The organism is Stenotrophomonas sp. (genome assembly GCF_035634915.1).
Taxonomy (GTDB): Bacteria; Pseudomonadota; Gammaproteobacteria; order Xanthomonadales; family Xanthomonadaceae; genus Stenotrophomonas.
The window spans coordinates 341,844-366,144 of the sequence record NZ_DASQCB010000002.1; the positions used below are offsets into that span (position 1 = coordinate 341,844).

The 24,301-nt window shown below is 66.8% G+C and carries 24 protein-coding genes and 1 tRNA gene; 11 read left to right on the forward strand and 14 right to left on the reverse strand.

All coding sequences use genetic code 11. From position 1 onward, the window contains the following. Nucleotides 1-116 precede the first annotated feature (116 nt). From VER16_RS02795 to aroA, 4 genes are all read left to right on the forward strand, one after another. Entirely contained in the window at nucleotides 117-926 is an 810-nt protein-coding gene (locus VER16_RS02795) for an FHA domain-containing protein (RefSeq protein WP_324805350.1), read from the forward strand. Between the two features lie 305 nt (nucleotides 927-1,231). Next, nucleotides 1,232-2,317, forward strand: a complete 1,086-nt coding sequence (serC, locus tag VER16_RS02800) for a 3-phosphoserine/phosphohydroxythreonine transaminase (RefSeq protein WP_324805351.1) — start codon at nucleotides 1,232-1,234, stop codon at nucleotides 2,315-2,317. A gap of 51 nt (nucleotides 2,318-2,368) precedes the next feature. Then, on the forward strand, nucleotides 2,369-3,559 hold the full coding sequence (gene pheA, locus VER16_RS02805) for a prephenate dehydratase (RefSeq protein ID WP_414716007.1): 1,191 nt from the start codon (nucleotides 2,369-2,371) through the stop codon (nucleotides 3,557-3,559). A 72-nt stretch (nucleotides 3,560-3,631) separates the two neighbouring features. Continuing rightward, nucleotides 3,632-4,939, forward strand: a complete 1,308-nt coding sequence (gene aroA, locus VER16_RS02810; RefSeq protein WP_324805353.1) for a 3-phosphoshikimate 1-carboxyvinyltransferase — start codon at nucleotides 3,632-3,634, stop codon at nucleotides 4,937-4,939. 132 nt (nucleotides 4,940-5,071) lie between these two features. Here aroA and VER16_RS02815 read toward each other — a convergent pair whose 3' ends face one another. Together VER16_RS02815 and VER16_RS02820 are read right to left on the reverse strand one after the other, a co-directional pair. Further along, nucleotides 5,072-5,641, reverse strand: coding sequence for an energy transducer TonB (locus VER16_RS02815; protein ID WP_324805354.1), 570 nt, complete (start codon nucleotides 5,639-5,641; stop codon nucleotides 5,072-5,074). 118 nt (nucleotides 5,642-5,759) lie between these two features. Beyond that, a complete protein-coding gene (locus VER16_RS02820) occupies nucleotides 5,760-6,398 on the reverse strand; it encodes an energy transducer TonB (protein WP_324805355.1) in 639 nt (212 codons plus the stop codon). 113 nt (nucleotides 6,399-6,511) lie between these two features. Here VER16_RS02820 and serS point away from each other — a divergent pair, with 113 nt between their 5' ends. Continuing rightward, nucleotides 6,512-7,792, forward strand: a complete 1,281-nt coding sequence (gene serS / locus VER16_RS02825; RefSeq protein WP_324805356.1) for a serine--tRNA ligase — start codon at nucleotides 6,512-6,514, stop codon at nucleotides 7,790-7,792. A 122-nt stretch (nucleotides 7,793-7,914) separates the two neighbouring features. Here the strand turns inward: serS and VER16_RS02830 are convergent, their stop codons facing one another. Then, nucleotides 7,915-8,265, reverse strand: a complete 351-nt coding sequence (locus VER16_RS02830; RefSeq protein WP_324805357.1) for a ligand-binding protein SH3 — start codon at nucleotides 8,263-8,265, stop codon at nucleotides 7,915-7,917. A gap of 148 nt (nucleotides 8,266-8,413) precedes the next feature. Beyond that, nucleotides 8,414-8,998, reverse strand: coding sequence for an FMN-dependent NADH-azoreductase (locus tag VER16_RS02835; RefSeq protein ID WP_079222337.1), 585 nt, complete (start codon nucleotides 8,996-8,998; stop codon nucleotides 8,414-8,416). Nucleotides 8,999-9,124: 126 nt separating this feature from the next. On the opposite strand from VER16_RS02835, the gene VER16_RS02840 reads away from it, so the two are divergent. The 3 genes from VER16_RS02840 to VER16_RS02850 all read left to right on the forward strand — a co-directional run bounded on the left by VER16_RS02840 (nucleotide 9,125) and on the right by VER16_RS02850 (nucleotide 10,872). Further along, entirely contained in the window at nucleotides 9,125-10,117 is a 993-nt protein-coding gene (locus tag VER16_RS02840) for a LysR family transcriptional regulator (protein ID WP_079222336.1), read from the forward strand. 102 nt (nucleotides 10,118-10,219) lie between these two features. Then, nucleotides 10,220-10,309 (forward strand) — tRNA-Ser (locus VER16_RS02845). A gap of 155 nt (nucleotides 10,310-10,464) precedes the next feature. Continuing rightward, complete coding sequence (locus tag VER16_RS02850) at nucleotides 10,465-10,872, forward strand: BLUF domain-containing protein (RefSeq protein WP_324805358.1); 408 nt, start codon at nucleotides 10,465-10,467, stop codon at nucleotides 10,870-10,872. Here VER16_RS02850 and VER16_RS02855 read toward each other — a convergent pair. Together VER16_RS02855 and VER16_RS02860 are read right to left on the reverse strand one after the other, a co-directional pair. After that, nucleotides 10,848-13,628 carry a UvrD-helicase domain-containing protein gene (locus VER16_RS02855; RefSeq protein ID WP_324805359.1) on the reverse strand — a complete coding sequence of 927 codons (2,781 nt, stop codon included), beginning with the start codon at nucleotides 13,626-13,628 and terminating at the stop codon, nucleotides 10,848-10,850. The genes VER16_RS02850 and VER16_RS02855 overlap by 25 nt on opposite strands. Before the next feature lie 142 nt (nucleotides 13,629-13,770). Further along, on the reverse strand, nucleotides 13,771-14,760 hold the full coding sequence (locus tag VER16_RS02860; protein WP_324805360.1) for an MDR family oxidoreductase: 990 nt from the start codon (nucleotides 14,758-14,760) through the stop codon (nucleotides 13,771-13,773). Between the two features lie 102 nt (nucleotides 14,761-14,862). On the opposite strand from VER16_RS02860, the gene VER16_RS02865 reads away from it, so the two are divergent. Next, nucleotides 14,863-15,210 carry a winged helix-turn-helix transcriptional regulator gene (locus VER16_RS02865; protein ID WP_116862647.1) on the forward strand — a complete coding sequence of 116 codons (348 nt, stop codon included), beginning with the start codon at nucleotides 14,863-14,865 and terminating at the stop codon, nucleotides 15,208-15,210. 414 nt (nucleotides 15,211-15,624) lie between these two features. After that, nucleotides 15,625-16,032, forward strand: a complete 408-nt coding sequence (locus VER16_RS02870) for a hypothetical protein (RefSeq protein WP_324805361.1) — start codon at nucleotides 15,625-15,627, stop codon at nucleotides 16,030-16,032. On the opposite strand, the gene VER16_RS02875 is transcribed toward VER16_RS02870, so the two are convergent. Further along, nucleotides 15,980-16,426: a DUF805 domain-containing protein gene (locus VER16_RS02875; RefSeq protein WP_324805362.1), complete on the reverse strand. Its 447-nt coding sequence runs from the start codon at nucleotides 16,424-16,426 to the stop codon at nucleotides 15,980-15,982. The genes VER16_RS02870 and VER16_RS02875 overlap by 53 nt on opposite strands. 275 nt (nucleotides 16,427-16,701) lie before the next feature. Between VER16_RS02875 and VER16_RS02880 the strand changes: the two genes are divergently transcribed. Next, nucleotides 16,702-17,157: a hypothetical protein gene (locus VER16_RS02880; RefSeq protein WP_324805363.1), complete on the forward strand. Its 456-nt coding sequence runs from the start codon at nucleotides 16,702-16,704 to the stop codon at nucleotides 17,155-17,157. Nucleotides 17,158-17,213: 56 nt separating this feature from the next. Here the strand turns inward: VER16_RS02880 and VER16_RS02885 are convergent, their stop codons facing one another. From VER16_RS02885 to VER16_RS02915, 7 genes are all read right to left on the reverse strand, one after another. After that, nucleotides 17,214-17,591, reverse strand: a complete 378-nt coding sequence (locus VER16_RS02885; RefSeq protein WP_324805364.1) for an EF-hand domain-containing protein — start codon at nucleotides 17,589-17,591, stop codon at nucleotides 17,214-17,216. A 31-nt stretch (nucleotides 17,592-17,622) separates the two neighbouring features. Continuing rightward, a complete protein-coding gene (locus VER16_RS02890; protein WP_324805365.1) occupies nucleotides 17,623-18,009 on the reverse strand; it encodes a hypothetical protein in 387 nt (128 codons plus the stop codon). 91 nt (nucleotides 18,010-18,100) lie between these two features. Continuing rightward, nucleotides 18,101-20,071, reverse strand: a complete 1,971-nt coding sequence (locus VER16_RS02895) for a MacB family efflux pump subunit (RefSeq protein ID WP_324805366.1) — start codon at nucleotides 20,069-20,071, stop codon at nucleotides 18,101-18,103. After that, nucleotides 20,068-21,255, reverse strand: a complete 1,188-nt coding sequence (locus VER16_RS02900) for an efflux RND transporter periplasmic adaptor subunit (RefSeq protein ID WP_324805367.1) — start codon at nucleotides 21,253-21,255, stop codon at nucleotides 20,068-20,070. The genes VER16_RS02895 and VER16_RS02900 overlap by 4 nt, the downstream gene beginning before the upstream one ends. A gap of 126 nt (nucleotides 21,256-21,381) precedes the next feature. Then, a complete protein-coding gene (locus VER16_RS02905; RefSeq protein WP_324805368.1) occupies nucleotides 21,382-22,131 on the reverse strand; it encodes a hypothetical protein in 750 nt (249 codons plus the stop codon). Nucleotides 22,132-22,250: 119 nt separating this feature from the next. After that, nucleotides 22,251-23,591, reverse strand: a complete 1,341-nt coding sequence (locus VER16_RS02910; protein WP_324805369.1) for a HAMP domain-containing sensor histidine kinase — start codon at nucleotides 23,589-23,591, stop codon at nucleotides 22,251-22,253. After that, nucleotides 23,591-24,265, reverse strand: coding sequence for a response regulator transcription factor (locus VER16_RS02915; protein WP_324805370.1), 675 nt, complete (start codon nucleotides 24,263-24,265; stop codon nucleotides 23,591-23,593). The genes VER16_RS02910 and VER16_RS02915 overlap by 1 nt, the downstream gene beginning before the upstream one ends. Nucleotides 24,266-24,301: the final 36 nt, after the last annotated feature.

Genomic DNA, 24,301 nt, shown 5'->3' on the forward strand with positions numbered 1-24,301 from the left:
CTGGCGCTGGGCGGGGCTGTTGAAGAGGGCGGTCATTGTGCGCATCGGCGGGCGCCACGCCAAGCGCCTGTCGCCGGTTCTTCTGCGTTGGCGAGCAACCTGCTAGTCTGCGCCGCGTGCAGAACCTGCTTGTTCACTTCAGTCAACAACAACAGCCCGACCAGCCCCTGCGGCCCGGGGTGCAGCGCATCGTGCGCCAGGCAAACGGCAGCGTGCGGCTGGGCGATCCCGGCAACGGCGCGCTGCTGCTGGCCCAGTTCTGCATGGATGACCGCGGCCTGTGGCTGCAGGTCGGCAACGGCATCCGCAGCATCCACGTGAACGGTCGCCCGGTGCGGCGCATGGCCCTGCTGCGCGCAGGCGATGCGGTGTATGTCGATGGCGTGGAGATGGTCCTGCAGGGTGAGGTCGAGAGCCTGCTGCAGGCACCGGCGCCGTTGTCGGCCGGTGATGGCACGGTGGACGAGCAGCGCCTGCTGCGTGGTGTCGGCGGCCTGCACCACGGCCGCAGCTATACCCTGTCGCGCCCGCGCCTGATCGGGCACGGTGGCGACGCCGATATCGAGATCGATGATCCGGCCTTTGCCGAGCAGCACGCGCGGGTGGAAGTGCACGGAGACCGCGTCCTGCTGCGCGACCTGGGCAGTGCCGAGGGTACCCGGGTCAACGGCGTGGTCGTGCGCCACTGCTGGCTGCAGCCGGGCGACCAGGTGGTCTTCGATGGCCAGCACCGCTTCGTGCTGGAAGTGCCTCACGACCCGCGTCGGCGCCCGCTGCCGGCCGAGGACGAGGCCGGCCAGGACGCTGAGCAGGTCGCAGATGCGCCGATGACCCCGCGCCGGGTGCGGCGCTGGCCGTGGCTGCTGGCAAGCGCGCTGCTGCTGGCCGGCATCCTCAGCCTGCTGCTCTGGTTCGGCGCGCGCTGATCTGCGTCCGCCGGGCATGGCCCGGCGCTACCGGCCTTCGCTCTGGTGGATGCCAACCTTGGTGGGCAGATTGCCGCCGTGCACGGCCCCCACGCCGCGCGGAACCCGCTCTGGTAGCTGCCAACCTTGGTTGGCAGGCTCCATCCGCGTGCGCGACGCCTTGCGGCGTGCGCCAACCAAGGTTGGCGGCTAGCGGTGCTGTGCGCGGGTAAATGGATTCCAATGAAACCAAATTTCCCTTGCCGCACAAGGCCGCAAGGCTGGTGCACTGCGGCATACTAGGGGTCTTGCCCCACAGGTGTGACATGACGCGCGCGTTCAACTTCAGTGCCGGCCCTGCAACCTTGCCGGAATCGGTCCTGCGCCAGGCGCAGGCGGAAATGCTGGACTGGCACGGTGCCGGCGCCTCGATCGTGGAAATGAGCCATCGCGGCCCGGAATTCATGTCCGTGGCAGCCGAGGCCGAGGCCGACCTGCGCCGCCTGCTCGATATCCCCGACGACTATGCCGTGCTGTTCCTGCCCGGCGGTGCCACCACCCAGCAGGCGCTCATCCCGCTCAACTTCGCACAGGCCGGCCAGCGTGCCGACTACGTGGTCAGTGGCCACTGGGGAAAGACCGCGGTCAAGCAGGCCAATCCCTATGTCAGCGTCAACATCGCCGCCAGCAGCGAAGCCAATGGCTACCGCGAACTGCCCGAGCGCAGCAGCTGGCAGCTTTCCAACGATGCCGCCTACGTGCACATCACCGCCAACGAGACCATCCACGGCGTCGAGTTCCGTGATGTGCCCGACACCGGTGACGTCCCGCTGGTGGCCGATTTCAGCTCGTCCATCGCCAGCGAGCCGCTGGATGTGCGCCGCTATGGCGTCATCTATGCCGGCGCGCAGAAGAATCTGGGCCCGGTCGGCATCGCGGTGATGATCATCCGCCGCGACCTGCTCGAGCGCAGCGGCCAGGCCCGCGCGGACATCTTCGATTACCGCTCGCACGTCGCCCGCGATTCGATGCTCAACACCCCGCCGACCTGGAACTGGTACCTCGCCGGCCTGGTGTTCAAGTGGATGCTGGCCGAAGGTGGCGTGGTCGAATTCGCCAAGCGCAATGCCGCCAAGGCCGCGCTGGTGTACGGCGCCATCGATGCCTCCGGCGGCTTCTACCGCAACGAAGTCGCGCACGCGGCGCGCTCGCGGATGAACATCCCGTTCTTCCTGCCCAACGCCGATCTCGACGCCCGCTTCGTGGCCGAAGCCAAGGCCGCCGGCCTGCTGGCGCTGAAGGGCCACAAGGTGGTCGGTGGCATCCGCGCCTCGCTCTACAACGCCATGCCGCTGGCTGGCGCCGAAGCGCTGGTCGCCTTCATGGCCGATTTCCAGCAGCGCAACGGCTGAGCAATGAACGGCGCGCACCGTCGGGTGCGTGCCCCGCAACAAGGAATTCCGATGGCAAGCAAACCCAGCAAGAAGTCGCCGAAGAAGGGCGAGCCCGCCAAGGCCGTTGCCGCGTCCAAGGGCAAGGCCGCGTCCAAGACCACCCCGGTGCCGACCCAGGCGCCGCTGGCACTGGCCGATGTGCGCTCCAAGATCGACCAGATCGACCGTGACATCCAGAGCCTGATCGCCGAGCGTGCGCAGTTCGCCCACCAGGTCGGCAAGGCCAAGGGCAAGCTCGCCGCCGCCGTCGACTACTACCGCCCCGAGCGCGAGGCGCAGGTGCTGCGCATGGTGGTGGACCGTAATGAAGGCCCGCTCAGCGATGAAGTGCTGGTGCACGTCTACCGCGAAATCATGTCGGCCTGCCTGGCCCAGCAGGAACCGCTGAAGATCGGTTACCTCGGCCCCGAAGGCACCTTCAGCCAGCAGGCCGTGCTCAAGCACTTCGGCCGCTCGGCGATGGGCCTGCCGATGGCCAGCATCGAAGAAGTGTTCCAGGAAGTGGAAGCGGGCAGCGCCGATTTCGGCGTGGTGCCGGTGGAAAACTCGGGGCAGGGCACCATCCAGATCACCCTGGACATGTTCCTCACCTCCAACCTGAAGATCTGCGGTGAAGTGGAACTGCGCGTGCAGCAGTACCTGATGTCGCGCAGTGGCCGCCTGGAGGACATCGAGCGCGTCTACGGCCACCCGCAGTCCTTCATGCAGACCTCGGCGTGGATGCGCGCCAACCTGCCCAAGGCCGAGAAGATCCCGGTGGCCAGCAACGCCGAAGGCGCGCGCCGCGCGCGCAATGCCGACGACGCCGCTGCCATCGGTGGTGAGAGTGCCGGCCACGTGTACGGCCTGAAGAAGGTCGTCACCAAACCCATCCAGAACGATGCCGACAACACCACCCGTTTCCTGGTGGTGGGCCGCAACATCTTCCCCACCTCCGGCCACGACCGTACCTCGGTGCTGGTGTTCATCCATGACAAGCCCGGCGCGCTGTTCGATGTGCTCAGCCCGTTCGCGCGCCATGGCATCAGCATGAACCGCATCGAGTCGCGCCCCTCGCACCACGGCAAGTGGGAATACGGCTTCTTCATCGATCTGGCCGGCCACATCGACGACGCGCCGATGCAGGCCGCGCTGGCCGAGCTGGAAGCCCATTCGGCGCAGATCAAGGTGCTCGGGTCCTACCCGGTGGCCGTGCCCTGATTGCCGTTGCGGCCGCGTGCCGCGCCCTTTGATGCACCGCCGGCGCGCCGGCGTTTACGGAACGATCGAACGATGAGCAACGCGCAACACTGGATTGCCCGCAAGGGCCAGCCGCTGCAGGGCAGCCTGACCATTCCCGGCGACAAGTCGGTCTCGCACCGCTCGGTGATGTTTGCCGCGCTGGCCGATGGCACCTCGCATATCGACGGTTTCCTGGAAGGCGAAGACACCCGCGCCACCGCGCGCATCTTCAGCCAGCTCGGCGTGCGTATTGAAACCCCCAGTGCCTCGCAGCGTGTGGTGCACGGCGTCGGCATCGACGGCCTCAAGGCGCCCAGCGCGCCGCTGGACTGCGGCAACGCCGGCACCGGTATGCGCCTGCTGGCCGGCCTGCTGGCCGGGCAGGCCTTCGACTGCACCCTGGTGGGCGATGAATCGCTGTCCGGCCGGCCGATGCGCCGCGTCACCGGCCCGCTATCGCAGATGGGCGCGAAGATCGACACCGAAAGCGATGGCACCCCGCCGTTGCACGTGCATGGCGGCCAGCCGCTGCACGGTATCGAGTTCGCCTCGCCGGTCGCCAGCGCACAGGTGAAGTCGGCCGTCCTGCTGGCCGGTCTGTACGCACAGGGCGAAACCAGCGTGGTCGAACCGCACCCGACCCGCGATTACACCGAACGCATGCTCTCGGCCTTCGGCGTGGACATCGAGTTCTCGCCGGGCAAGGCCCGCCTGCGTGGCGGCCAGCGCCTGCGCGCTACTGACATTGTCGTGCCGGCCGATTTTTCCTCGGCGGCGTTCTTCCTGGTCGCCGCCAGCATCATTCCCGGCTCCGAGCTTCGGCTCAAGCAGGTTGGCCTCAACCCGCGCCGCACCGGCCTGCTGCACGCGCTGCGCCTGATGGGTGCGGACATCACCGAAGAGAATCCGGCAGAGCAGGGCGGTGAACCGGTGGCCGACCTGGTGGTGCGCCATGCCCCGCTGAAGGGTGCACGCATCCCCGAAGCGCTGGTGCCGGACATGATCGACGAGTTCCCGGCGCTGTTCGTGGCTGCTGCTGCGGCGGAAGGCCAGACTGTGGTGACCGGCGCTGCCGAACTGCGGGTAAAGGAATCCGACCGCCTGGCTGCCATGGCCACCGGCCTGCGCACGCTGGGCATGCAGGTGGATGAAACCGAAGACGGCGCCACGTTGCACGGCGGTATTCTCCTGGGCAGCGGCACCATCGAAAGCCACGGTGATCACCGCATTGCCATGGCGTTCGCCATTGCCGGCCAGATCAGCGGCGGTGAAGTGCGCATCAACGACATCGCCAACGTCGCCACGTCCTTCCCGGATTTCGACGGCCTGGCCCGCAGCGCCGGTTTCAACCTGGCGTAAAGTCGAGCTACGCTCGACTGCTGCACACCGTCAGTCGAGCATGGCTCGACTCTACAGTGACAACCCCGGCACAAAAAAAGACGGAGGCCGAAGCCTCCGTCTCCCGATCGATCACGAACCCCTCGCTCGCGATCAACGCTGCTCGGTACGGAAATCCACCGGCACGCGCACCACACTCGCCACGGCACGGCCGTTCTGCATCGCCGGCTGGAACTTCCATTCCTGCACGGTGCTCAGCACCGAGCGATCCAGGTCACGGCTGCGCTCGCCACTACGCGACACAATGCTCGCGTCGGTCACATTGCCGCGGGTATCCACGTTCAGGCTGGCAATCACGCTGCCCTGCACGCCATTGCGCAGTGCGGTGGCCGGGTAGGTCGGCTTTTCATTGCTGGCCAGCGGGCTGGCCTCGCGATTGCGTACGGCCGGGGTCGCCTTGCGCTGGCTGCTGCCCGGCGCCGCATCACGCGCGGCCGGGGCGGGCGTGGCCGCCACCGGGGTCTCGCTGGCCGGCAGCATGCGCTCGCCCATCGGGGCCGGGGCCACATCGTCCTGGTTGGAGAACCGCAGCCACATCAGTGCGGCGGCAAACATCGCCACGATCAGCGCAAGCCACAGCCAGGGGGAGGTGCGCTGGGGGCGCTCGCTCACGTCCTGCTGCAGGTGCGGGGAATGAAGGTGGTCATGGGTGGTAGCACTCATCGCAGACTCCTCGTGTCAGTAACGACGCCCAGAGTCTTGCCCGAGCCGCTGTAGCGGTGTGTCAGCGCTGCGTCAACGCAACCGGCAGGGTTCAGGTTGCCTGCCGGGATGCGTTCAGTTATTGCGGCTTGAAGTCAAAGGGCACTTCCAAGGTGCCCGGCACCGGCTGGCCGTTGCTCAGCGCGGGGGTAAAGCGCCAGCGGCGCACCGCGTCGGTGGCCGCGCGGTCCAGTTCGCGTGAACCGCTGCGCTGGATCACGGTGATGTTGTTGGCGTAGCCGGTGGCATCCACATCCACCCGCACCACCACGCTGCCGGACTCACCGCGGCGCAGGGCAGCGGCCGGGTAGGACGGCGGCGGCGACTGGCCGGCGATGGGCATCGGCTGGCTGTTGCCGGTGGCCGGGGTGGCGTTGCCCGGTGCAGCCTGGGCCGCTTCGGTGCTGGCCGGCGGCGGCGGGGCGGTCTCCACCAGCTTCGGTGCTTCTTCCTGCACCGGCGCCGGCTTGGCATCGGGCATGTCGCTGGAGCCGGCCGCGGCGGGCAGGGGCTCGGGCAGCGGCTCGACCTGCGCGGTTTCCTGCGGGGTCTGCGTGGCCGGGTCATCGGCGCGGAAGAATTCCTTGTCGCGGCCGGTCAACCAGACCACCACGAACAGCAGCACGCCTACGCCGAAGGCGATGCCGGCGATCTTCAGGGCGTTGCGCGGGATATGCACGGTAAACGACTTGGCAGGCGATGAGCGGGGTGCAGACATGGACCGGACCAGCAGGGAATGCCCCGATTCTGCCACGGCGGGAATGAACCGGGCGGCAGAAATCCGTATAACAGGCGATAATCCCGTTCCTGATACCCACCACGACACCTGCCATGCTTGATCCAGCCCTGCTCCGACACCAGCCCGCCGACCTCGCCGAACGCCTGCGCACCAGCCGCGGCTTCCAGCTCGACGTGTCTGCCCTGGAGTCCCTGGAGGCCGATCGCAAGCGCATCCAGGTGCGGACCCAGGAACTGCAGAGCCTGCGCAACAGCCGTTCCAAGGCCATCGGCCAGGCCAAGGCCAAGGGCGAGGACGTGTCGGCCATCATGGCCGAAGTGGCCGCGTTCGCCGACGAACTGAAGGCCTCGGAAGTGGCCCTGGACGCGCTGCGCGAGAAGATCGACGCCATCGCCATGGGTCTGCCGAACCTGCCTGCCGATGACGTGCCGGCCGGCGCTGACGAAACGGACAACGTCGAGCAGGCGCGCTGGGGCACCCCGCGCAGCTTCGATTTCCCGGTGTTGGACCACGTTGAACTGGGCGCGCGCAACGCCGGCCTGGATGCTGAAGCTGCGGCCAAGCTGTCGGGTTCGCGCTTCACCGTGCTGCGCGGGCAGATCGCCCGCCTGCACCGCGCGCTGGCCCAGTTCATGCTGGACCTGCACAGCGGCGAGCACGAGTATCAGGAAACCAACGTTCCGGTCATCGTCAACGCCGACAGCCTGTACGGCACCGGTCAGTTGCCCAAGTTCGAAGAAGACATGTTCATCACCCATCTGGGTGAGCAGAAGCGCTATCTGATCTCCACCTCGGAAATCTCGCTGACCAACATCGTGCGCGACGAGATCGTGGACGCCGAGCGCCTGCCGCTGCGCATGACCGCCCATTCGCTGTGCTTCCGCTCCGAAGCCGGCAGCGGCGGCCGCGACGTTCGCGGCATGATCCGCCAGCACCAGTTCGAGAAGGTGGAACTGGTGTCGGTCTGCCGTCCGGAAGACAGCGACGCCGAGCACCAGCGCATGACCCGCTGCGCTGAAGTGGTGCTGGAAAAGCTGGGCCTGCCGTACCGCAAAGTGCTGCTTTGCACTGGCGACATGGGCTTCTCGGCCATCAAGACCTACGACCTGGAAGTCTGGCTGCCCTCGCAGAACACCTACCGCGAGATCAGCTCGTGCTCCAACACCGGTGATTTCCAGGCCCGCCGTATGCAGGCCCGCTGGCGCAACCCGGCCACCGGCAAGCCGGAACTGGTGCACACCCTGAACGGCTCGGGCGTGGCGGTGGGCCGCGCCATGATCGCGGTGATGGAGAACTACCAGAACGCCGACGGCACCATCACCGTGCCGGACGTGCTGCGCCCGTACATGGGTGGCGTCGAAACCATCGGTTGAACCCGGTAGCGCCGGGCCATGCCCGGCGTTTTTGGGGTGGGGCATCCACGCATGGCGTGGATCTACGGGGGTGTGGCGCGCGTTTGTAGTAGATCCACGCCATGCCTGGATGAACCTCGCGATCACCCCAACGCCCGCACCTTTTCCAGCGGCACCCACCCGGGCTCGCCCGTCTCCGGCACGCACCACGCCCATCCGTTGAGCGTGCGTACCCCGCGCAAGACCTGCCCGGGATCCACATCCAGCTCCCGCGCGCAGTAATCCTCCGTGGCAAACGCGCCACCCTGCGCATCGCGCCCGATCACCGGCGCCGGCACGAACCCGGGTTCCTGCCCCTCGGCCTGGCACAGAAACCAGTCTTCCCAGCCCTCCGGCCCCTCATAACGCTCGCCCACCACCAGCGCCTGCCCACGGCGCAGGGTGATCGGGTGCGGAAACTCGCTGCGATGCGCAGCCATCACGATGTAATCCATGCCCCCAGCCTACCGGCCGCGCACAACAAAAAACGGCCCCGCAATGCGGAGCCGTCGGGGTGGGCCGGGATGGGGGAGGGGCTCCCGGCCCGCAATCAGCGCCCCCGACGAGGAGGGGGGGAGGGCGCCGATCGCTGGAACGCAGTACTTATGCAGCCACTTCTTCGGCAGCGTGCGACGGCAGGGCCGACAGCGCGCCGGCAATGGCGTCTTCGCGGTGCTTCGGCGAGTAGGCGATGCCCTCGGCACGCACGAACTCGACGTTGTCGATGCCCATGAAGGCGAACACCTGGCGCAGGAAGGGCTCCTGGAAGTCGGCCGGCGAATCGGTGTAGATGCCGCCACGGGCGCTCACCACGATCACGCGCTTGCCACCGGCCAGGCCCACCGGGCCGTTCTCGGTGTACTTGAAGGTGCGGCCGGCCACGGCAACGCGGTCGATCCAGGCCTTCAGGGTGGACGGGATGCTGAAGTTGTACATCGGCGCGCCGATGACCAGGATGTCGGCGGCCAGGAACTGCTGCATCACCTGTTCAGCGTCGGTCGCCTCGGCGGCATCGACACCGGCCAGCGAGCTGCTGCGCAGATGAGGTACCGGATTGGCGTCAAGATCGCGATAATCGACCTGCAGGCCGTCGATCTGGTTCTTGAACTGGGCGACCACGGCAGCGGTCAGCTGGCGGGACACGGAATTGTCGCCAAGCACGCTGGCGTCGAGATGCAGAAGCTTCATGGCAGTCACCTATGTTCGGGAAGGGAAGGGCGGTGTTTGCCGCCGACGGAGAGAACGATAGGTTGTTGCATGGGCAGGATAAAGATGGTTCAATGCCACGAATTGTTCTAGATATGGAACTCGGGTATGCATGACCTGAATGACCTGTACTACTTCGCCATGGTTGTCGACCACGGCGGTTTCGCTGCCGCCGAACGCGCCCTGGGCATCCCCAAATCGCGCCTGAGCCGCCGTATCAGCCAGCTTGAGACCGACCTGGGCGTGCGCCTGCTGCAGCGCTCCACGCGCCGCTTTGCCGTTACCGACGTTGGCACCAGCGTGCACCGCCATGCGCAGACCATGCTGGCCGAGGCCCAGGCCGCGCGCGAAGTGGTCGATCGCCTCAGCGCCGAGCCGCGCGGCGTCGTGCGCGCCAGCGTGCCCGTCTCGCTGGCGCAGATGCAGCTGCCCAAGCTGCTGCCCAAGTTCCTCGAGCAGTACCCCAAGGTCCGCCTGCAGCTGAACATCAGCAACCGCCGCGTGGACATCATCAATGAAGGCTACGACGTGGCCCTGCGCGTGCGTTCGCGCCTGGATGACGACGGCAGCCTGGTGATGCGCAGCTTCGGCCAGGTGCAGGAACTGCTGGTGGCCAGCCCGAAGTACCTGGACCGCGCCGGTCGCCCGAAGGACCCGGAAGAGCTGACCCAGCACGTCACCCTCAGCATCAGCGAAGACGAAGCGCGCCAGCGCTGGGAACTGCATGGCCCGGAAGGCGAAGTGCGCCGGGTGGACCTGCAGCCGCGCGTGGCCGGCTTCGACTTCCCGCTGCTGCAGAGCATGGTGAAGGACGGTTTCGGCATCACCATGCTGCCGGAAACCGTCTGCGCCGAAGCTGTGCGCAATGGCGAACTGGAAGTGGTGCTGCCGGACTGGTCGCTGCCGCAGGGCGTGTGCCACGCCGTATTTGCCTCGCGCCGCGGCTTGTTGCCGGCGGTGCGCGTGTTCATCGATTTCCTGGCCGAACACCTGCCGCCGCAGCTGGAGGCCTCGCGCCTGGATTGCGGTGGCGCGTGCGAGAAGGCCAAGGAGAAGATCAAGGCCAGTGCGCTGGGTGCGCTGGCGGTGGATGCGGGCTGAAGCCTGTTCGTAGCGCCGGGCCACGCCCTGCGTTACGCCGGTCTTGGGCAAATCGCCCGGCCGTGCGAGAATGCGTGCCCGGCCAGCAGGCTGGGCCGATACGGAGAGATGGCCGAGCGGTTTAAGGCACCGGTCTTGAAAACCGGCGAAGGGTTAAACCTTCCGTGGGTTCGAATCCCACTCTCTCCGCCAGTCGATAGAACGCCCCGTCAGGGGCGTTTTCTGTGTCCAGCGGACTGATCCTCCGTCCGCCCTCCAGCAACGGCTGCAATCTCCCCACATCACCCTCCTCACACAGTCCGGTGATAATGGACTATGTTGTCCGTGTTCCAGGGAGGTTGCACGCCATGACGGTACGCGCCGTGTGTTACATCAGCCAGGCCGTTGCCGGGCTGGCCCGAGCGCGGGTCAGACAGATCGGCCGGGGTTCCACTGACTTCAATCGGGGCGTGAATGTCACCGGCGTTCTGCTGCTGGATGTCGCGCGCTTTCTTCAATACTTCGAAGGGCCGCATGATGGCGTTGAAGCGGTACTGGAACGCATCCTGGCCGCAGAGGATCACAGCGACGTGGAAGTGCTCGCCAACGGCAGTGTCCCTCGGCGTTACTTCCCGCAGTGGTCGATGCGCATCATTCCAACGTCGGCATCTGCTCTGCAGCATGCCGCGACAACTGACTGGAGTGCGTCCGCTGCGGATAGCGTGCAGCGGCTCGCCGCGCTTTCTCCGCTTCATCGCGGTGAGCGCGGCGCATAGAGGCTGGTTGCACGCGGGCCTTTGGGCTTGTTATGGCACAACGGGTAACTGGAGCACGACCGGAACGCCCCATGCGGCCCATTCCGCTCCACAAACACGCCCACCTTGCACACCGGGCAGCCCTCCTCGTTAATGGCCGCACCTGAAATCCCGGTCACCTCCACAACCCCTTCCTCCACCAGCTCATCCAGGAAGGGCGAGTGCTTGCCCTGCAGCGTAAACATCGCCACGCTGCGTCGCGCACGCGTCAGCGCCACATAGAACAACCGCCGCTCTTCGCTCAGCGGGTAGGTATCGCCATCCGGCATCGCCAGCGACAGCACCGGGTCATCCGCGCGCAGGCTGGGGAATCCACGATTCACCATGCCCGGCAGAATCACGTAGTCCGCCTCGCGGCCCTTCGAGCGATGGGCGGTCAGGAACTCAACGTCCATCGTGCTGCCAAACAGCGTCTTCCAGTCCGCAGGCACTGCATTGCGATCCGCCCGATAGCGGCCCAGCACGAACACGCGAACGCGCCCATCGTGCCCCAGCGGAACCGCGCCGGAGAGCAACTGCTGATGCAGCTTGGCCAGGTACTGGCGCACACCGTCCTGTACTTCCTCGCGCCGTGTCATCTGAAACGCCTGCAGCACCGGTCCAATCGCTGGCGTAGCCGAGCGGACCGTCTTGGCAATCTGCGCAGGATTGCGGCTGATGAAGCGGCTGGAGATGTCGCACAGTTCCTGCGGGCAGCGGAAGGTCTGCTCCAGTTTCAGCACCTGGGCGTGGCCCATCCATTCGCGGAATCCGGTCATCACCGAAACATCCGCACCGGCAAAGCGGTTGATCGACTGCCAGTCATCGCCCACTGCAAACAGGTGGCGGCCCGGCTGGCTGACCAGCGCACGACAGAGGCGGGCGCGGGCGCGCGAGGCGTCCTGGAACTCGTCGGCCATCACCAGCTCGTAGGGCGATTGATAGTGCCCTTGCTCCAGGATGCCAGCGGCCATATTGAGCATGTCCTCGAAGTCGATGCCGCGCTCGTCTGCCAGCGCCTCGTCCCAGGCCTGGAAGACCGGGGCTGCGATTTCCAGGAACCGCCGATGCCGCTCCTTGAACTGGTCCTCGGGCATCTGCTGCAGGCGCGCGGCCAGATCGTCCAGCGTCAGGCAGTTGCTCTTGGCGTGGGCAATGAAGGTCCGCATCAGGCCGATCAGGTCGGCGTCCGGCATGGGCTTTGCGCCTTCGGTCGGCAGCTCACGGTCGGGGTTCGGGTCGAGCTCGACATCGGAGTCGCCGAGTTTCTCCGCTAGATGTTCCAACGCATGCCCGCTGCGCAGGCCGAACGAGGTCGTCTCGACCAGTGCGGTGCCGCGCGCCACGTGCTGCTGGCGCTTCCACTGCATGCCTTCAGCGTAATTGGCGAAATGCTTTGGCGGCTGGCCGTTGGCATCCAGCGCAAAGTGCTCGTGATACAGCGCTGCGTCCGGGTAATAGAAGTCCGGCCGGTATTGGCGATGGGTATCGGTGGCGGTATCAAATTCATAACGGCGCTCGTAGTCGTACGCCACGCCGTTGTAGAACAGCCAATCGGCGATGACACACTCTTCCAGGCTCTTCACCCGCTCGCCCTGCAGGGTGCGGATGTAGGGCGTGCCGTCGCGGTCGTAGCCATCAGCCATCATCTCCGCGCCGAACGGCGGAAGGTCGCGCCCGAACACCAGCCGGAACATGTCCCACTGGGTACGGAAGTGGATCGAGCGGTCCTTCAGGTCATCCGCCAGCTCGGCCAGCTTGTTGAAGCCCAACGTGGCGTCGATGGCCCATTCGGGAATGTCGGGCTTGCGGCCGGTGGCCTTGCCGATGATGGCCAAACCGAGTGCATGGAAGGTCCGGGCCTCGACCACGGTGTCGCCCATGCCGAGCCGGTCGAAGGAGCGCTGCGCACGCTCCTCCAGCTCCTTGGCCGCATCCTTGTTGAACGCGAGCATGACGATTCGCTCGGGCTCAACGAACCCGCGATCGATGGCATAAGCGGCCTTGGCGACCATGGTGGAGGTCTTGCCGGAGCCGGCCGAGGCGACGACCTGCACGCAGTTGTCAAAGCAGATGACGGCGCGGGCCTGTTCCTCGGTCAGCGGTTTGCTCTCGACGCGGTCCAGGAAGTCCTTCGCCAGCACCAGTTCGCGTGTTGCCATGGTGGCATTGGCCTCGGCCCACACGGCGGGCCAATCCAGCTGCCAGTCGTGCAGGGCATCCAGCGCGGCCCGGTGGCTGTGCGAATGCAGGTCGTCGTGCAGGTCCTCATCGAGGAACAGCCGTTCCAGCTCGGCCGGCGACAAGGGCAGGGCGGGGCGCTCGGCCAGCAGCGTCTGCTGCTGCTCGTGGGTGATCCATCGGCGGCCGGCGCTGCCGCGGTCAGTGAGGGCGTCCGCTTCGGCGAGCCACGATTGGATCTGCTCCAGGATGTCCTCGAAGAGCACTTTGCGCCCGCGTGTGGTGCGCGCAAAGAGCACCTGCTCGACAGCAGTCGCGAGGCGGGACGCCTCGCGGTTGGGCAGTCCATCCACGGACAGCGTGTCGCCGTCCTCGCTCTGCAGCGCAACCCGGGCCCAGAACAGGCCCGGAAGAACACGCACGCGCTGGTCATCATCGACGTGCTGCCGGTACTGCCGGCCCTCGATCAGAAGCTCGACATGCTCGCCATCCAGCCGCAGCCGCCAGTCCGGCGAACGGGTCACACGCTGGCCCCAGCCCGAGGGGCGCCATTCCATAGACATCCAGATACTGCCTTGCGTACGTCACTGGGCGTAAAGCGCCCTTACAGCCCCATGATAAGGGGGCTTGGTGCCGTGCGCAGGCCTTCTGGGTCAGGCAGCCAGCGATGGCGTTGCACCACCGCTGGCCCGATCGCCGTCAGGCGTTCACATCCACCACGATCCGCCCGCGTACCTTGCCCGGGATGATCTGCTCGTACACATCCAGCACCTCGGCCAAGCCGATCAGCTGCACCGTGCTATCCAGCTTCTGCGGGTCCAGGTCGGTGGCGAGGCGATTCCACGCACGCTGGCGCACGTCCTGCGGGGCATTCACCGAATCGACGCCGGCCAGGGTCACGTTGCGCAGGATGAAGGGCAGCACCGAGCCGTGCAGCGCATCGCTCTGCGCCAGGCCGCAGGCGGCCACGGCGCCGCGGTACTTGGTTTCGGCAAGCGCGTTGACCAGGGTCGGGCCGCCGGCCACGTCCACCACGCCGGCCCAGCGCTCGGCGCTGATCGGCTTCTTGCGCGGCTCGGAAATCTCTGCGCGGTCGATGATCTCCGCCGCGCCCAAGCTGTGCAGGTATTCGGCGTGTTCGGGGCGGCCGGTGGCGGCCACCACGCGGTAGCCCAGCTTGGAAAGAATGGCCACGGCAATCGAGCCCACACCGCCGTTGGCGCCGGTCACAAGCACATCGCCCTTTTCCGGGGTCACGCCCGCGTCTTCCAGTGCCAGCACGCACAGCATGGCGGTATAGCCGGCGGTGCCGATGGCCATGGCATCGCGGGTGGTCAGGTTGCCGGGAATCTTGTTCAGCCACTCGCCGCGAACGCGGGCGCGCTGGGCCAGGCCGCCGTGGTGGCCCATGCTCAGGTCCCAGCCATTAAGCACCACGCGATCACCGGCCTTGAAACCGGCATTGCTGGATTCAAGCACCACGCCGGAAAGGTCGATGCCGGGAATGAGCGGAAACTTCTGGATGACCGGGCGCTCGTTGGTCAGCGCCAGCGCATCCTTGTAATTGAGGGTCGAATATTCAACCTGCACAAGGACATCGCCGTCCATCAGGTCGGCCTCGTCAAAATCCACCAGCTCGGTGGAAACACGGTCATTCGTCTTGCTGGAAAGCAGTGCCTTGAACTTCATGCTGGGGCCTCACGTTCAGTGGATGGGGCCATGCTAGGCTCGCACCGTTATTGCGACAAGAACGATGGTTTTTCGTAGGTACTATGGTTTTCCGGAGTATGTATGCGTAGCAAGCGTTGGGACGGCAAGAGCGGCTGCGCCGTGGAGGTAACGCTCTCGGTGATGGGTGGGGTGTGGAAGCCGGTCATCCTGTTCCATCTGATCAAAAGCAAACGCCGGTTCATGGAACTTACCCGGCGGGTGCCCAATGCCACCCAATCCATGCTGACCAGCCAACTGCGTGAGCTGGAAGCCGATGGCGTGGTGATCCGCCATGTCTATCCGGAAGTGCCGCCAAAGGTGGAGTACGAGCTTTCTGAATTCGGCCGCACGCTGGTGCCAGTGCTTCTGGCCATGCGCGAGTGGGGCGAAACCTATCGCGGTTACCAGAGCACGCTTGAGGACAGCTGAGGGCGCAGGTGTGTCGCATCTGCCACTGCTGGTGCGCTGGATGGCGGCGGACGGCGGATGAATGCAGCAGGTCGGGGGCGCCATTCGATGGTCAATTCGCCACTGCATGACGCAAGTGCCCCAACTACAGCGAAGTAGGGAGTTTTCCGGCTTTGTAACCGCCGAACAGTGCGCCAATCATCGCCTCGCCAAGGCACTCGCCCTGGCCGGGATTGGCGTCCCGAACTTACGTAGTACACGGCGTCGGGCTTGCAGCTGAAACTGCAGTCACGACAATGCACCCTCTGCCAGTTCATGGCGGACGGTGCGTGGGGGTCCTAGGGCCCGCCGGCTTTCGTACTACGTATCCGGCACGCCAACCCGCACCGTCCGCCACCTTGCATCTGCAGGTGGCCACACCGTGAGGTTGCCGCCATGTCTGACCGTCTTCCCGACTATCCCCGCCTGCATGCGCTGCTCGGCGCAGCCCTGCGCGATCTTCCCAATGCCGTGGCCGAAACGCTTGAGGATGCCCTCTGCGAATCCGCCGAAGGCGCGCCATCATCCGCATTCTTTGCGCATCTCAAAGGCCACGGAAAGAACCTGCGCGCCGATGGCGAGGCGTGGACCGAAACCCGCCTCAGCCCCGGCCGGGCCTTCGACCTGGCGCTGGCCACCCGCAGCGCTTCGGGCATCACCGCGTTGACCGCCGTGCTGCACGCCGCGCACGTGGCGCGGGAGAGCGAGACTCCGGAAGGCTACCCTTCAGCCGCCGTAGTGGAAGGGCTGTTCAACGCCTGCCAGGTGTTGTCGTTGCAGGTGGAGCGCTGTCTGGTCCCTTGAGGCCCAGCCCGGGCATCCAACGCTTCTGCGCGGTGCCCTCCGGGCCGAATCGATTGTCCTCGCCCGTTCCCGGCAGCAACATCACCGGGAACAGGACAAACACGCCCAACGGCACGAAAACGATCACCGCGTACCAGCCTGACTCGTCGATGTCGTGCAGCCGGCGCACGATCGCGGCCAGGGTCGGGATGAACAGCAGCACGGCTGCCGCCATGCCCAGCAACCAGCCGGCGCCAGCCAGTCTGTAGGAATGCTCCCCTTGTGGCAGCACGATCAGGGCATGGCATGCGCCGAACACCGCGAGTACGAACAACAGGTACGACCAGAACTCCGTGCGGTCACAGCGGCCGGAGAAATCGACGTAACGCCTGAGCGGCTCGAACGGGGGAAGCATCGGTGGTCAGCTCAATCCAATGGGGCGATCAGGTGTCCGCGCCATGGCATCGGCGGGGCATTCCGTTGATGCGGTGGGCGAGGGCGCCACCGGCAGTTCCTGGCTGCTGTGTTAGCAGCCGGCACTTGAGCAAATCCTGAATCGCCAGGCCGGCCCCCACGCTGCGGTGCTGCCGCACTGTGCATCGAGCGCGTAACCGGGGGCTCACGCAGTCTTTGCAACTTCGCGCCGCGCCATTGCTAAGTTCGCTTGCAACCCATTCAAGGAACCCAGCAATGACCCGGAAGTCCTCGCTTGTCCTGCTCGGCCTCTGCCTTTCCCCGGCGCTGGCCTTCGCCCAATCCGATCGCCAGGTGGCCGAAGACATGGTCACCCGTGCCGCCAACGTATGCCCCGGGCACAGCACCGAGCGCACTGCGCCTACCGTGAAGAAGGTGCCCGTGGGCGCGCTGCGGGTGATGCTCAACCGCGGCCTGGTGATGTGCCCGGACCGCCGCCTGGATGCTTCGGCGCCGGCGGTGTTCTATGGGCGTGTGGGTGTGTTCGGGTGGAACCCGGAAGTGCCGGCGGCTGCGACGGTCGTTGTGGCGAAGATCGACCAGATGACCCGCAAGGATGAGTACCCGGTGGAAACGCTGGTGTGGGATGCGAAGGGCACGGCGTTGACCCAGCAGACCGTGCCGGCGTTCGAACCGAGGCCGGGTGCGGTGGTGTTGTACAAGGTGCGTTGATTCATCAGCGTTGTTGAGCCGGTAGATGCCCACCTTGGTGGGCACCCACCACGGCATTACTTCGCCGGGGCGTCCGCCGTCTGCGCCGCCAGCATCGCCTGCTGCATCTCCTTCAGCGACAGATAGCCGTCCCCATCCGTGTCCAGGCCCGCAAAGTACTTCGCGATCTCCGGCACCACGGCGGCTTCCTCCTTGCTGATCTTTCCGTCCTTGTTGGTGTCCATTTCCTTGAACGCGGCGTCGATCGAATCCGCCTGCTTGCTGAAGCGTGCCTGCTGGTACTTCGCGTATTCGGCCTTGTCGATGCGGCCATCGCCGTTGCTGTCCATGGCAGCGAAGCTCGAATCGATGTAAGCCTGCTTCGGGTCGCTGCTGGCGGCGTGGCCGAGCAGCGGTGCAGCACACAGGGCAATCAGTAGGGCGGTCTTGTTCATGCGGTGGTTTCCTTGAATGAAGTGCCAGGTCTCAGCGGCAGGGATAGCTGTAGCCGTCCGATCCGCGGTAGGTGTCGTTACGGCGGTCGTAGTTGCCGTAGCGCTGCATGCAGTAGTCGGCGCGCTCGCGGTTCTCGCGTTCACGCTTGGCGGCGGCTGCGATCACGCCAGCCACCACGGCCGCGCCGACCACGCCCACCACCACACCTTTGGCCTTGGCGTCATCGCGGCGGTCGCGCTCACGTTCGCGTTCGCGGCGCTCCCGTTCGTCACGCTGCCGGTCTTCGTAGCCGCGATCCCAGCCGGAACGGTAGCCGTCGCGGTGCTGTGCCTGTGCCGTGCCGGCGTACGGCAGCAGCACCAGCATCTGCACCGCTGCCGCCAGCAGCAATGCGCTGCGTCCTGTCTTCTGAAACATCGTTCCGCTCCTGTGCGGCTCTGTCGGTAGGTTCAGTACAGCGTGCGGACATTGCGCCAACCTGCCGTCGCCCCGACACCGTGCGTGCCGTTCAGCGAACCAGCGCCTCTACCGGGTCCAGCTGCGCGGCACGGCGCGCCGGCAGGAAGCCGAAGCCGATGCCGATCAGGCTGCTGCAGGCGAACGCGGCCACGATCGACGCAGCGGAAAACACCAGGGTGAAGCCGATATCGGCCAACGCCAGCACCGCGCCCAGCGCCAACGCCACGCCGATGCCCAGCACGCCGCCCAGCAGGCACACCAGCACCGATTCGATCAGGAACTGCTGCAGGATGTCGCTGCGTCGCGCGCCCACCGCCATGCGTACACCGATCTCGCGGGTGCGCTCGGTCACCGACACCAGCATGATGTTCATCACGCCGATGCCGCCCACTACCAGCGCTATGGCCGCAATCGCGCTGATCATCAAGGTCAGGATGCGCGTGGTCTGTTCGATGGACTGGCGGATCTGCGCGTTGTTGCTCATGTAGAAATCCGTGCGCCCATGGCGGCGCTGCAGCAACCGGTTGATCGAGGCTTCTGCCGTCTGCATGCCCACGGTATCGGAGACGCGCACGGTGATACTGGACACATGGCTTTGCCCGAGCATGCGCGCCATGGCGGTGGTGTAGGGCACCCAGACCTGCAGCAGCGAGGCATCACCCACCGCACCGGCGTCCTTCTTCACCACGCCCACCACCCGCACCGGCACGTTGCCCAGCAGCAGGCTCTGGCCGATGGGATCTTCCTGCGCGGCGAAGAACCGCGCACGCGTATTGGCATCGATCACCACCGCCTGCTGGTAACCGTCCACGGCCGCGTGGCCAAAGAAGCGGCCTTGCCCCAGCTTCAGGCCGTGCACACGGAAGTACTGCTCGCTGACGCCCTGGATCTGCACGTTGGCCGAGTGGTTGCCGCGCTGTGCGGTGCCGCTGCTGGCCACGCTGGGTGTGGCACCATCGACATAAGGTTGTGCGGCCAGGGCCACGCTGTCGCCAGGTGTCAGCGTTTCCACCTGCGCGGCATGCACATCGCCGAAGCCCGAACCGGGGTAGATCTCGATGGTGCTGGTGCCCAGCGAGGCGATGTTGGACAGGATGGCCTGGCGGGCCCCCGTGCCCAGCGCCACCACCGAGACCACCGAGGCGATGCCGATGATGATGCCGAGCATGGTCAGGAAGGTGCGCATGCGATGGGCGTTCATTGCGCGCAGGGCCATGCGGAAGGCTTCGCCGAAGCGGTCGCGCAGTGCCGTCCAGCCGCTGCCTTCGTGACGTGGCTGCAGCGCAGCGGTCGCACTCGCAGTGGTGTCGCGCCCGGCCGCGGTCGGGCGGTCGTCGACGATGCGCCCATCGCGGATCTCGATGATGCGTTGGGCATGCTGGGCCACGGCCATGTCATGGGTCACCAGCACCACGGTGTGGCCTTCGGCATGCAGCTCGCCGAGGATCGCCATCACGTCCTTGCCCGACTGCGTGTCCAGCGCGCCGGTCGGTTCGTCGGCGAAGATCACCGCGCCACCGTTCATCAACGCGCGTGCGATGGACACGCGCTGCTGCTGGCCGCCGGACAGCTCGCCGGGCAGGTGCTGCATGCGCTCGCCCAGACCCAGCCGCTGCAGCAGTGCCTGCGCGCGGGCGTGGCGCTCGGAGCTCGGCTGCCCGGCGTAGATGGCGGGGACTTCCACGTTGCCCAGCGCGGTGAGGTCGGTCAGCAGGTGGTAGCGCTGGAAGATGAAGCCGAAGTGCTCGCGGCGCAGCTCGGCCAGCTCATCCGGGGCCATCTGCGCGGTCTCGCGGCCTGCGATCTGGTAGGTGCCGGCCGAGGGCCGGTCGAGGCAACCGAGGATGTTCATCAGCGTGGATTTGCCCGACCCGGACTGGCCGACGATGGCCACCAGCTCGCCGGCGCGGATATCCAGGTCGATGCCATCGAGCACCACCAGGGTCTGTTCGCCCGCGGCGAACTCACGGCGGATGCCGCGCACGCGCAGCAACGGCTGGTCCATGGCGGCGTCGGTCATGGCTGCGCGGCGGCGCTTGCCGCATCGTCGGCCTGGGCCAGCACCACGTGTTCGCCTTCCTGCAGGCCGCTGCGCACCTCGACGTTGATCTGGTCATCCAGCCCCGTGGCGATACGCCGCGCGGCCGGCCGGCCATCGGCGCCGCGTACCTGCACGGTATAGCTGCCATCGGCGGCACGCACGCCCAGCGCGGCCGAGGGGATGGTCAGCACGCCGGCAGCACGGCCGAGCACGATGCGGACCTGTGCGGTCATGTAGCTGCGCAGCCGACCATCGGCGTTGTCCACGTCGAACTGGCCGTTGTAGTACATGGCCGCGCGACTGGCGCCGGCCGATGCACCGGGCGTGGCAAAGCCGGAGGTGTCTTCGTTGGTGATCGATTCCGGTGCCGGTGCGATGTCACGCAGCGTGCTGCTGTAGCGCCGGCCGCTGTCGCCAAGGATGGTGAAGAACGCTTCCTGGCCCAGTGCGGTGTGCACCACGTCGGCCTCGGAGATTTCCGCGTAGACCGTCATCACGTCCTGGTTGCCCAGCATCACGATGGTCGGTGCGCTCTGCACGGCGTTGACCGTCTGCCCCTGGCGGGCGACCACGGCCAGCACGGTACCGTCGGTGGGCGCGGTGATGCGGGTGTAGCCGAGGTTGGTCTGGGCCACGTCGACATCGGTCTGCCGCTGCACCACCTCGCCATCGAGGGCGGCGATCTGTTCGCGAGTGGCGTCGACCTTGGTCTTCGCCGCATCGTAGTCGGCACGTGCCACCAGCTGGCGGGCGACCAGCGCCTGCTGGCGCTGCAGGGTCAGTTCGTACTGGCGCAGGTCGGCGGCCAGCGCATCGCGGTTGGCTCGCGCACTGCGCTGTGCAGCCTGCGCGCTCTGCAGCGCGTTGCGCTGGGTGCGCGAGTCGATCTCGGCAATCAGGTCGCCGGCCTTCACCTTGTCGCCCAGGTTCACGTGCAGGCTCTCGATGCGTCCGGATACCTGCGCGCCCACGCTGACCAGCCGTGAGGGCTTCAGGGTGCCGGTGGCTTCGATCACCTGTTCGATGCTGCCGCGCTGTACGGGCGCCACGTCCAGTTCGGGCGGTGCGGCCGGCATCAGCCACAGCACGGCCCACGTCAGCAGGCACAGTCCGGTAATGGCGGCGATCCACAGGCGGCGACGGTTGCGGGGTGCGGCACTCATGGGCGCGGCGCCCGTGCAGTGGGGAACATCGGTAATCCTTGCAGGAGAGACGGGCATGCCTGTGCGTGCAGGCAGGGCCGAGTCTCGATGCACTGGATTGCGCCAAGCTTGCGGCGCCGGGCCTGTTCAGCTGTTGGCGGTGCCGATCTGCAGGGCCACGGCGATGGCTGCGCCCACACTGCCCAGCACCAGCAGCAGATGACCGGTGAGGCGGCGCGTGCCGCTACCCAGCTGTGCGACCACCGACAGACCAAGGCAGGCCACGGCGGCCAACAGCATCGCGCGGGCGGGCAGGGGCACGGCGGGTGCCTGCGCGGCTACGGTGGCGGTGAGCAGCAGGGCCGTCGCTGCATGCAGCGGACGCCGCCAGTGGCGATGGCGGTTGCCCGCGGTCATCCACGCATTGGCCAGCGCCAGTGCAAGGCTGGCGCCGAGCATCAGGGCGGGGCCAGTGGAAACGTGCGATACGAAGGGCAGCAGGCTGGTCCATAAGAGCAATGCCGGCGCATGCGCATCCAGCAGCTGCGCCCGCACGCCGGGCAGTTCACCATGCGCCTCTGCCCGCGCCGCCACAGCGTGCAGCGTGGCGTGCGTCGCCACCAGCAGCAGCGTAGCCGCTGCCAGCGCGGAGCCTGCGTGCAGCGCGGCGAAGATCGCCAGTGCCAGGCCGGGCAGGGTCATGAACAGCGTGCCGAACAGGCGTACCAGCACGATCGGTCGCGCGGCTTCCGGGAGGCCACGCAGCCAGCGTGGCCAGTGTGCAAGCCCGTTCGACGCGGCGCGCCGGTTCCAGGCGGCGGCGGTCAGGCTGGGAGCGCTGGAACGCGCGCCGACCTGGTGCGTGCTGCGGGGTGGCGGGGGTGCAACCTGCGGCATGGGCATCCTTTCAGTACGGAACAGCGGCACGCAAATGCACCGTCTGCCCGATACTGATCAGCCAACATTGCCGCAAGCTTGCCAGTGCGCGCGGCAACTGCCTGGCAGACAGCGGGCAGTCATTCCGCGCTGGGATTGGCACCCGGGTGTGGCGGGAACTCGATCCGGATCAACGCGCCGCCACCGGGCGCATCGAGAATGGTGATGCGGCCGCCGTGGCGTTCCACCACCTGCTGCACCAGGTTCAGGCCCAGGCCTGCGCCGCTCTGCCGCGGGCGCAACCGCTGGAAGGGCTCGAACACGCGTTCGCGCTCGGAGACCGGAATGCCGGGGCCATCGTCTTCCACTTCCAGGCAGCTGCCCTGGACGCGCACGATCACGTTGCGGCCGCCGTGTTCGGCGGCGTTCAACACCAGGTTGGAGATCACCCGCTCGATCGCGCCTGCCTCGCCCAGCACCGGGTAGTGCTGTTCCACCGACACCGCCACCGTGCGCTCGGACTGGATCAGCAGCGGTGCCAGGTCGGCCACCACGCGTTTGGCCACGCGTGCCAGGTTCAGTGTTTCCTTCGGGCCAGCATCGTCCATGCGATGCAGGTCCAGCAGCTGCTCGGCCAGCGTGGCCAGGCGGGTTACTTCGAGGGCCAGGCTGTGCGAGGTCGCGTCGTCTGCGGCGTCCAGCTTCACCTGCAGGATCGCGATGGGCGTGCGCAGTTCGTGGGCGGCGGCCGCGATGAAGCGGCGCTGGCGTTCGTGCCCTTCATCCAGTCGCTCCAGCGCGTCGTTCACCGCATCGACCAAGGGCGCTATCTCCACAGGCACTGCGGTGGCGGTGAGGCGGACGCCGCGGCGATTGGCGGAGATCTTTCCTGCCTCGGCAGCGATGCGCTCTACGCCGGCCAGCGCACGGCGCACGATCATCGGCGTCAGCACGATGGTCACCAGCGCCAGTACGAGGAAGATCGGCACGGTGATTATGTGCGCGGCCAGCGCCATCTGCCAGGTCAGCGAATCCACTTCACCATGCGCCATGATGGTCAGCTTGCCTGCCGGGCCGGTGTGCTGGCGCACCACCACCGCCAGCCCGTCGCCGCGCTCGCGCCCGCGCAGATCACCGAAGGGGATTCCATCCAGCAGCCCGACCAGCGAGGCATAGGCAGGCGGAACGTTTCCGAAGGTCACGTGATGGCCTCGCTCATCCTCGGCGATGAACCACGCCCCAGGGGCTGTCTTCAGGGCCTCGGCCAGTTCTGCCGTGTGCTGCACGTAAAGGTTGCCGTTGGCATCGCGGTGCACGGCATTGGCGGCGATCGGTGCGAAGGTCTGGATGGTGTAGTAGCCGCCGCTGTCCACCCGCACCAGCACCATCAGCAGCACGAAGAACGCCAGCAGCAGGGCCAGCAGGTGGAAGATCAGCGGCTTGATGATCAGCGGCCACTTCAGCGAAGGACGCCGCGCCATTACTTGATTTCCCGCATCAGGTAGCCGACGCCACGGATGGCATGGATCTCCACGCCGGCGTCGGCCTCGGCCAGCTTGCGGCGCAGGCGCGAAACGTGGGAATCGAGCGTATTGGAATGCACGCCGTCATCGAAGCCGTACACGGCCATCTCGATCGATTCGCGCAGCACCGTGCGGCCGATGCGTCGTGCCAGCGCAGCGAGCACGCGGATCTCGCGGCGTGGCAGGTCCAGGCGCTCACCACCGATACGGGTCTCGCCGGAGACCGGATCGAAGCTCAGCCGACCGATGGTCACGGTCTCGGCATTGAGGCCACCCGGGCGGCGGCCCACGGCGCGGATGCGGGCGAACAGTTCTTCCAGCGCGAAGGGTTTGCCCAGGTAATCGTCGGCGCCCTCGTCCAGCCCGGCCACGCGGTCAGGCAGCTGGCCCAGCGCGCTCAGCACGATCACCGGTACGCCGGGGTTGTGCTGGCGCAGCAGGTCGATCAGGGCCAGGCCATCGCCGTCGGGCAGGGTGCGGTCCAGCAGCACCAGGTCGTGCAGCCCGCACAGTGCGGCCTCGCGGGCCACGGCCACGGTACGGGCCAGGTCCACCACGTGTTGCTCACGCTGTAGCGCCCCCTTCAGCGTAGCGGCCAGTTCGGCTTCGTCTTCGATCAGCAGGATATGCATGGGGGGCGTCGCGGCGGGAGGGAAATGGCGGTGCCG